3 protein-coding genes are annotated in these 4268 nt (G+C 62.7%); 2 read left to right on the top strand and 1 reads right to left on the bottom strand.

All coding sequences use genetic code 11. From position 1 onward, the window contains the following. The coding region (locus QZZ02_RS03005) for a pentapeptide repeat-containing protein (protein ID WP_366511487.1) at window positions 1–548 on the top strand (548 nt) is incomplete at its 5' end. A 119-nt stretch (window positions 549–667) separates the two neighbouring features. Beyond that, on the top strand, window positions 668–2041 hold the full coding sequence (locus tag QZZ02_RS03000) for a pentapeptide repeat-containing protein (protein ID WP_291842226.1): 1374 nt from the start codon (window positions 668–670) through the stop codon (window positions 2039–2041). A gap of 104 nt (window positions 2042–2145) precedes the next feature. Here the strand turns inward: QZZ02_RS03000 and aspS are convergent, their stop codons facing one another. Beyond that, window positions 2146–3963 carry an aspartate--tRNA ligase gene (aspS, locus tag QZZ02_RS02995; protein WP_291842224.1) on the bottom strand — a complete coding sequence of 606 codons (1818 nt, stop codon included), beginning with the start codon at window positions 3961–3963 and terminating at the stop codon, window positions 2146–2148. Window positions 3964–4268: the final 305 nt, after the last annotated feature.

The following is a 4268-nucleotide window of genomic DNA, read 5'->3' as shown; positions in this document are numbered from 1 at the left end:
GCCGCCGGACGGCGCAGGCCTTGCAGCTCATGCGGCAAGATCGTTCGGAGTGCTCCACAATGGTACGGCTCATTCTTGCCCTGACCGCCCTGCTCGCGACATCCGGCCTTGCCCAGGCCCAGGATGCCGGACAGATCGCGCGCGTCCAGGCAGGCCAGTCCTGCCCCGGCTGCAATCTCTTCCAGGCCGAGCTCGCCTATCGCGACCTTCCCGGCATCGACCTGTCCGGCGCTCGCCTGCGCCAGGCCAATCTGGCGCTCGTGACGATGAACCGGGCCCGGTTTGACGGTGCCGACCTGTCGATCGCCAACCTGTTCGGCGGCCGCTTCACCGGTGCCAGTTTCCGCAATGCCGACCTGAGCCGCGCCAACCTTGTCGGCGCCTATTTCGGCAGCGCCGATTTCAGCGGCGCCAATCTGAGCGGGGCAACCCTGTCCGGGGCCGAGATGGCGGGTGTCCGTGGCCTCACCCAGACGCAGCTGAGCTCGGCCTGCGGCGACGCCTGGACGCAGTTACCGGCCGGGCTGAGCCTACCCGCCTGTCACTGATCCGGGTCGCAATGCCTGGCCAGCCCGTCTGCGGCCTCATAGGATATACGCTTGGGTTACCGTGATTTAAGTCGCCTTGCCGCATCGGCTGGCCTATCCGTGAGCATATGCGGAACAGATTGAAGACATTTGCCTCTTCGGCCGCGCTCCTGGCGCTGGCAATCTCGCCTGCCTTCGCAGGGGATGACGAGCATCCACGCCGTGGCCTGGCCATTGGCGGCGAATGCGAGGGTTGCGACTTTTCCGACAAGAACATGGCCAATGCCGTTTTTATCGGTGCCAATTTCGAGGGCACGACATTCGCCCGGTCAGAGCTACCATCGGTCACCATGATCGAGAGCCGGTTCAACGATACCGACTTCAACGAAACCGTCATGGTCAATGCCCGCCTGACCGGGGTGACATTCTCGCGCGCGGACTTGACCGGAGCGACACTGGCCAATGCGGTCATCGAGCGCGTCAATTTCTCTTCTGCCGATCTGACGGAAACCGATTTCACGAATGCCCAGATGGTGTTCGTCACCTTTATTGGTTCGTCACTCGTCGACACCCTGTTCGCTGATGCCAGCCTGCGCCAGGTGAATTTCCTGCGCGCCGAGCTGCATGACACCAATTTCCGCGGCGCCGAGCTGCGCCGCGCCAATTTCGCCGAGATCAACGGCTTTGACATCAATTTCCAGGATGCCGACCTGACCGGCGCCAACTTCCAGGGCGCCAGCCTGCGGGAGGTGGACTTCACCGGTGCCAGTCTGGTCGGGGCAAATTTTTCCGGCGCGTCCATCGCGGATTTCTCCGGGCTGACCAAGGAAAACCTCACCGGCGCCTGTGGCGATGAAGAAACCCACATCGCTCCGAATGTCAGCCTGCCGGATTGCGACAGCCTGCCGGACGACCGCGGCGCTGCAACCCGGTTTGAGTACGCCTTGCGTTTCTCGCAGCCGGAACGCGTGGAACGGGTGATCGAGCTCCAGGCGCTCGAAAACGCCCGGATCGAAATCCTCTCCGAGATTGGCGCCGCGCTGCAAATCCATGCGGCCGAGCTCGACCAGGACGCGATCCGCGAGGCAACCAATGACGCGATGCGCCAGATCGCGCGCTCCGAACGCGAGCTGCGCCGGATCGAGCGTGAACGGGAAAGCCAGCTTGAGGCAATCAGCGAGGAACGACGCCGCATTATCGAAGACGCCCGCCGCGAGGCCATGGAAGCCAATGAGGCGGCCCGTCGGTCACTGCGCGAACAAAACCGGGCGCGCGGCCTGAACGGTCGCGCCACGGCCCGGATCGAGACCGAGGATGGCACCTTCATCATTGAGCTGCCGAATTCGGATTCCGAGACGATCTGGGTCGTCGACCAGGAACATGTCCGCCATTTCAATGCGCAGCCGCGGGCGCCGCAATCGCCGCCGGAGCCGCCGGAGCCTGGCAGTTTCGCTGCGGAGCCAGAGCCCCGCAGCGAGTTCAACGAGGCGAATGATCACGACCGGCAGGACTGATCATCAAGCTCCAGGCTGTGGCCCGACCGTCCATCAAAGACAAAAACGCCGGCCTGAAAGGCCGGCGTTTTGCGTGCAGACAACAGCGCCGGATCGGACGCTGATCAGCCCTTCCTGGTGTCGGGCACGACGGCGCGGATATGCAGTTCGCGGAGCTGTTTGAGCTCGACCTCGGCCGGTGCATTCATCATCAGGTCACGGGCCTGCTGATCCTTCGGGAACATCACGACCTCGCGCAGGTTTTCCACCCCGGCCAACAACATCACGATGCGGTCCACGCCCGGCGCGATGCCGGCGTGCGGCGGTGCGCCATAGCGGAAGGCGTTGAGCATGCCGCCAAACTCTTCCTCGACCGTCGCCGCGTCATAGCCGGCGAAGGCGAAGGCTTTCAGCATAACGTCCGGACGATGGTTCCGCACGGCACCGGAAGACAACTCCACACCATTGCAGACGATGTCATACTGGAAGGCCTTGAGAGCCAGCAACGTGTCGGCATCGGTGTCCGCATCGAGCTTGAGGAATGCGTCCGGATCGATCTGCGGCATCGAGAACGGGTTGTGCGAGAAGTCGATCTTCTTGTTGTCCTCATCCCATTCATACATCGGGAAATCGACGATCCAGCAGAAACGGAACGTATCCTTTTCGCAAAGATCCAGATCTGTTCCGATCACATCGCGCGCGCGCCCGGCAAAGCCGGCGAATTCCCGGGGATCACCGGCGGCGAAAAAGACGGCATCGCCGATCTCCAGGCCCAGCGTCTGGCGCAGCGCTTCGGTACGCTCCTCGCCAATATTCTTGGCGATCGGCCCGGCGGCTTCCATCGCGCCATCGGTCTCGCGCCAGAAAATATAGCCCATGCCGGGCTGACCTTCCTTCTGCGCCCAGGAATTCATCCGGTCACAGAATTTGCGGCTGCCGCCCGTCCGGGCCGGAATGGCCCAGACCTGGACATTGGGATTGCGCTCCAGCATGCCGGCAAAGACCTTGAAGCCGGAGCCGCGGAACGTATCCGACGCATCCGACATCTTGATCGGGTTGCGCAGGTCCGGCTTGTCCGAGCCATACCAGCGCATCGCGTCCTTGTAGGCGATCTGCACAAAGGGCTCGTCCGGGACGATGCGGCCATCGGCGAACTCGTCGAACAGCCCCTTCATGACCGGCTCGATCACATCGAAAACGTCCTGCTGGGTGGCAAAGCTCATTTCCATGTCGAGCTGGTAGAATTCGCCTGGCGCGCGATCGGCCCGGGCATCCTCGTCGCGGAAACAGGGCGCGATCTGGAAATAGCGGTCAAAACCGGAAACCATGATCAGCTGTTTGAACTGCTGCGGGGCCTGCGGCAGGGCGTAGAACTTGCCCGGGTGCAGACGGCTCGGCACCAGGAAGTCGCGCGCGCCTTCCGGCGAGGAGGCGGTCAGGATCGGCGTCTGGTATTCGACGAACTTCTCGTCGACCATGCGGCGACGGATCGAATCGATGATCTTCGAGCGCAGCACGATGCGCTTGTGCAGGCTTTCGCGGCGCAGGTCGATATAGCGGTGCTTCAGGCGCACCTCTTCCGACCAGTCCGGCTCGCCAAAAACCGGCAGCGGCAGTTCTTCCGCTTCCGACTGGATCGCCAGCTCGGCCAGGCGAACCTCGATCTCGCCGGTCGGCAGGTTGGCATTCACGGTCTCGTCCGACCGGGCAATCACCTCGCCGGTCACGGTGATCACGCTCTCAACACGCAGACGCTCCAGCACGGAAAAGTGCGGGTTTTCCGGCTCGAGCACGACCTGGGTCAGGCCATAATGATCCCGCAAATCGATGAAAAGCAGACCGCCATGATCGCGCTTGCGATGAATCCAGCCGGAAATCCGGGCCGTCTGGCCAACATGGTCCTTGCGCAGTTCGGCGCAGGTATGGGAGCGGTATGCATGCATGGGAAAGTGTCCGGTAAAACGGGGTTAGACAGGTTGCCGCGACATGCCGGTTTGCGGGGTGAAATGTCAAGGAGAGCGAGGGTCCGGGCGCAGTTGGGGGGACAGGTTGGGGGACATGTACAATTAACGCGAGGCAGGGACGCAGCCGATCGGGACCAGCAGGACGCGTTAATTCTACCTGTCCCCCGTTCAGCACCGATCGCGCCACGGCGCTAACGCCTGGCGGTTTGGGTGGAGAGGGAGTGCGGGATACCGGCCGGAGCCGATAAAGCGCTGATTTTAAACGGTAGCTTCGACAAGCATCC

Origin of the sequence: Maricaulis sp. (assembly GCF_015665295.1) — a bacterium.
In the GTDB taxonomy this organism is placed as follows: Bacteria; Pseudomonadota; Alphaproteobacteria; order Caulobacterales; family Maricaulaceae; genus Maricaulis.
The sequence above is the reverse complement of the archived record's forward strand: the minus strand, read 5'-3'. Positions and strand labels throughout refer to the sequence as shown.